Here is a 4459-nt window from a genome sequence, read left to right on the forward strand (position 1 = left end):
CCGCCCCCCCGGGGGCGGGGCCCCACCACCCCGGGCGCCCCCCGCCCCGGGGCCGCGGCAAGCAACTAGATCTTCGCGACCTGGGTGAAGGCCAGCTCGACCGGGGTCTCGCGGCCGAAGATCGACACGAGCACCTTGAGCTTCTGCTGCTCGGCGTTGACCTCGGAGATGCTGGCGGGCAGCGTCGCGAACGGGCCGTCCATGACCGTCACCGACTCGCCGACCTCGAAGTCGACCTCGATGACCGGCTTGGGCGCCACCTCGCCGGCGCCGGACTCGGTGCTCGCGGCGGCAGCGGCGGCGGCCGGGGCCTTCTTCTGCTGCGAGGCCGGCACCAGGAACTTCACCACGTCGTCGATGGACAGCGGCGAGGGCCGGGAGGTCGCGCCGACGAAGCCGGTGACGCCGGGGGTGTTGCGGACCGCGCCCCACGACTCGTCGTTGAGCTCCATGCGCACCAGGATGTAGCCGGGCAGCACCTTGCGGTTGACGTTCTTGCGCTGGCCGTTCTTGATCTCGGTGACCTCTTCGGTCGGCACCTCGACCTGGAAGATGTAGTCCTCGAGGTCGAGGTTCTGCACGCGGGTCTCGAGATTGGCCTTCACCTTGTTCTCGTAACCGGCGTAGGAGTGGATGACGTACCAGTCGCCGGGCTTGCTGCGCAGGGCCGCCTTCATCTCGGCGACCGGATCGGCGGGCTCCTGGGGAGCCGGGGCGGCGGTCTCTTCGGCCACAGGCTCCTCGGCGGGCGCCGCGTCGTCCACCTCGCCGCGGGCCTGCTCGGCCACCACGTCGTCGACCGGGAACTCGTCGTTGGTGTCGTTCTCCGGGGTGCTCACTGGGGCACTCGCTTCCTGTGTCGTCACGTACATCCTCTGCGTGCCGGGCCGGGCGTGGCGGAATCCTCCGCCGGTCCGCCCCGGGGATCGGCTACGGCGTCGGCCTCGGCCGAACAGCCACGGCGTCGACCGTACCGATCGACCTCAGCCGAACAGCCAGTCGACACCCTTGATGAACGCCACATCCAACCCCCAGATGAACGCGACCATGAAGACCACGAACACCAGGACAACGCTCGTATAGGTGACCATCTGCTTCCGGTTCGGCCAGATCACCTTGCGCAGTTCCGCGACGACCTCTCGCAGGAACTTGATCAGCCGCTTCAACGGATTACCCGAGCCCGTTCCGCGGGTGGCCTTGCCGGCGGACTTGACCGCTTTGTTCGACGACCGGTCGATCGTGGCGATCGAACCGGTTCCGACCTGGGAGGAGGAGACGGAGCGAGTGCGCCGAGCCGAGCGCTTGCCGCTCGGCCGGTTCACCGCGGCGGTGCCATCGCCATCGTCGGCCGCATGCGCGCCGTGGCGAGTGTCCCGCTCGTCGCTCACGTCGATCCTCTCTCGTCGCTGGCAAAAAGGGCAGGGGCGACAGGACTTGAACCTGCAACCTGCGGTTTTGGAGACCGCTGCTCTGCCAGTTGAGCTACGCCCCTTCGGTTGGACCAGTGTGGAACACGTCCGTCCAACCACCGTTCTGTATTCAATTGTGGTGCTGTATTCAATTGTGGCGCTGTGCCGTCTCCGAACACAGTACTGGGCACCCTACACAACACGCGCGCCGCGTCGGCGTTGCCGGCTCCCGCAGGAACCAGCCCCACAGAGCAGCGCGCAGCGGCCGGTGACCCCAGGTTCCCGAGTGTACTCGACCTACTCACGCAAAGGCCAATCCGCCCCTGATCAGCGGATTCACCCGAGTGCGACGCCCCGCGCGGGCACAGATCCGGCGCGCGGGGCCAGGCGGATTCAGGACAGCTGCACGGTCGCGGTCGCGCGGCCGAAGATCTTCTTGCCCGCCGACTTGGCGACGATGGCCACGACCGCGGTGCGGGTCTGCGGGTCGACCGACTTCACCTTGCCGGTGTACTCGATCTCGGCGGCCGCGTCCGCGGGCACGAACACCGGGCTGGTGAAGCGCACGTTGTATTCCTTGACCGCGCCGGGATCACCGAGCCACGAGCTGATGAAGCCGCCGCCGAGGCCCATGGTGAGCATGCCGTGGGCGACCACGTCGTCGAGGCCGACGAGCTTGACCACCTCGTCGCTCCAGTGGATCGGGTTCGCGTCGCCGGAGACGCCCGCGTAGTTGACCAGATCGCCGCGGGTCAGCCGGACCAGACGGGCGGGCAGCTCGTCGCCGACCGCGACCGAGTCGAAGGCGCGGGTGTGGGTGCTGACGAACGGCTCCGGCTCGGTCACCGGGGGCGGCGGCGAGCCGGCCAGGCCCGCGGCGGACAGCGGGGTGCGCGGGTGGTGCTCGGGTTCCTCGGGGCCGATGCCGTGCATGAGCACGTTGCGCACCGCGTCCGCCAGGCCGGGGTCGATGTCGGCGCCGCTGCGGCCGACGAGAGTGGTGTAGGTGGTGAGCACCAGCTCGTCGTTCTGGGCGGTGACGATGTTCTTGGTGACGATGATGTCGCCGCCGAAGGCCTGCCGGAACGAGTGCAGGTACACGTCACAGGTCAACTGGTCGCCGACCCGGATCGGGCGGTGGAACTCCAGGATCTGATCGGTCTGCATGATCTGGCTCAGGTCGTAACCGGTGACGACCGTCTCGAACAGCTTGCGCTGGGCCAGGATGCCGACGAGCGAGATGAAGGTCAACGGCGCGGCGAGGCCGTCGTAGCCGTATTCCTGGGCGACGTTCTCGTCCCAGTGCACCGGGTGGTAGTCCTGCACGGCGCGGGCGTACTCACGCACCTTCTCGCGGCCGACCTCGTAGTAGTCGTCGACGCGGTAGTGGTGACCGACCATGGCCGCCGCGTGTGCCGCGGCGTCGAAGGTCTCTTCGCCCGCCTGGACCGCTTGCTCAGTACCGGTGTTCGTTGTCACGGTGGGACTGTACCTATCTGACCCCGCAGCCGGGGGGTCGGCGGGGCATGTACCTGAAGTGCGAGCCTGCCGTTGTGAACATGCCATAGCCCGCTGTGAACATGCCATAGACAGCGCTAAGGGCCGGACGACTGTGCCGTCCGGCCCTGGCGGTTCACGCGGAAGATGTCACGCGTGAGAAGTCAGCGGGATTCGCGATGCGCGCGGTGCGTACCGCAGTTCGGGCAGAACTTCTTCAGTTCCAGCCGATCCGGGTCGTTGCGCCGGTTCTTCTTGGTGATGTAGTTGCGGTGCTTGCACTGCTCGCAGGCCAAGGTGATCTTTGGCCGGACATCGGTGGACTTCGCGGCCACGACTATGCCTTCTTTCCGGTCGACCTGATTAATCAGTATTGGGTAGCGATGGCCGGACTCGAACCGGCGACACAACGATTATGAGTCGTTTGCTCTACCGCCTGAGCTACACCGCCTTATGCGCGGTACTGCCGTCGGCGACGCCGCGGCGAGGTTGCCGAGTCGGACACCACCGGCAATCCGGCGAGCCCCCTAACGGAATCGAACCGTTGACCTTTTCCTTACCATGGAAACGCTCTGCCGACTGAGCTAAGGGGGCATGACTACGCTCGCTCCGTTGTCCCTCGTGTGAGTTACCGGGGCGGCGACGTCTTGAAGAAGATTACACACAGGCCGCGGCGCACACCAAATCGGCTGGTCAGAGCACATTTTCGAGCGCTTGCGCCGGGCCGGGCGAGACGGGGCATGTCTGGTGCGATGCGCGCGCGGCGAGGCAGGGACGCGCCCCGACCGGCGCGCGGGCGGGACGCCCCGCGCGCAGAGCCCGGCCGCGGCGATGCGAGCCGGCACGCCGGATCGCACTCGGATTGATCGCACTCGGATTGATCGCACTCGGGGTCGACCGCGCTCGCGGACTCGCTCGCATCCCGTGGCCCGGATCGGAGCCGGAGAATCAGAAGAGCCCCGCAGCGATTTCTCGCTTGCGGGGCTCGTCTGCCGAAGGTGTGGCAGGTGTAGGATTCGAACCTACGTAGGCTTTCACCGACAGATTTACAGTCTGCTCCCATTGGCCGCTCGGGCAACCTGCCGTGCCACCGTTTCCGGTGCGTGGACGAGAATACAACGAACCCCCGGCCGGAATGCAAACCGGCTGGCCAACGCCGTGCCGGTGGACGCGGGCCGCGCCGGGGCGGGGGTGCGCGCCGCGCCGCGGGACACGACCGGCGGGTGCGGCCGTCGGGGTGATTGCGGGTACAAATGTCCGGGTAGTGTGCCGACGATCGCCCGTACTCCCCCGGTCGCGCTGGGCAGGCGGTACGGAATCGTCGGACCCCGTGAGGAACAGGAGCGCAGTGTGGCCGATTCGTCATTCGATGTCGTGAGCAAGGTCGACCGGCAGGAGGTCGACAACGCGCTGCATCAGGCGGAGAAGGAGCTGAACACCCGCTACGACTTCCGCGGCACCGGCGCCGCGATCGAGTGGTCCGGCGAGGAGAAGATCGTGCTGACCGCGGAATCCGAGGAGCGGGTCAAGGCGGCGCTCGAGGTCTTCAAGGA

The 4459-nt window shown here is 67.4% G+C and carries 5 protein-coding genes and 4 tRNA genes; 1 reads left to right on the forward strand and 8 read right to left on the reverse strand.

Annotated features, from left to right (window positions below):
- Window positions 1-65: 65 nt before the first annotated feature.
- From nusG to QH283_RS09430, 8 genes are all read right to left on the reverse strand, one after another.
- Complete coding sequence (gene nusG, locus QH283_RS09395) at window positions 66-839, reverse strand: transcription termination/antitermination protein NusG (protein ID WP_280502633.1); 774 nt, start codon at window positions 837-839, stop codon at window positions 66-68.
- Between the two features lie 144 nt (window positions 840-983).
- Window positions 984-1388: a preprotein translocase subunit SecE gene (gene secE / locus QH283_RS09400; protein ID WP_280502634.1), complete on the reverse strand. Its 405-nt coding sequence runs from the start codon at window positions 1386-1388 to the stop codon at window positions 984-986.
- 31 nt (window positions 1389-1419) lie between these two features.
- A tRNA-Trp gene (locus QH283_RS09405) sits at window positions 1420-1492 on the reverse strand.
- Between the two features lie 310 nt (window positions 1493-1802).
- The gene (locus QH283_RS09410; protein ID WP_280502635.1) at window positions 1803-2888 is read right to left on the reverse strand and encodes a fused (3R)-hydroxyacyl-ACP dehydratase subunits HadA/HadB; all 1086 of its coding nucleotides are present in this window, start codon (window positions 2886-2888) and stop codon (window positions 1803-1805) included.
- A 182-nt stretch (window positions 2889-3070) separates the two neighbouring features.
- Window positions 3071-3241: a 50S ribosomal protein L33 gene (gene rpmG, locus QH283_RS09415; RefSeq protein ID WP_011211653.1), complete on the reverse strand. Its 171-nt coding sequence runs from the start codon at window positions 3239-3241 to the stop codon at window positions 3071-3073.
- A gap of 43 nt (window positions 3242-3284) precedes the next feature.
- Window positions 3285-3357: transfer RNA gene (locus QH283_RS09420), tRNA-Met, on the reverse strand.
- A 70-nt stretch (window positions 3358-3427) separates the two neighbouring features.
- Window positions 3428-3500 (reverse strand) — tRNA-Thr (locus tag QH283_RS09425).
- A 407-nt stretch (window positions 3501-3907) separates the two neighbouring features.
- Window positions 3908-3990 (reverse strand) — tRNA-Tyr (locus QH283_RS09430).
- Between the two features lie 266 nt (window positions 3991-4256).
- Between QH283_RS09430 and QH283_RS09435 the strand changes: the two genes are divergently transcribed.
- A partial coding sequence (locus QH283_RS09435; RefSeq protein ID WP_280502636.1) for a DUF520 family protein occupies window positions 4257-4459 on the forward strand: 203 nt, incomplete at its 3' end.

It is taken from the genome of Nocardia farcinica (assembly GCF_029867845.1).
GTDB lineage: Bacteria > Actinomycetota > Actinomycetes > Mycobacteriales > Mycobacteriaceae > Nocardia > Nocardia farcinica_A.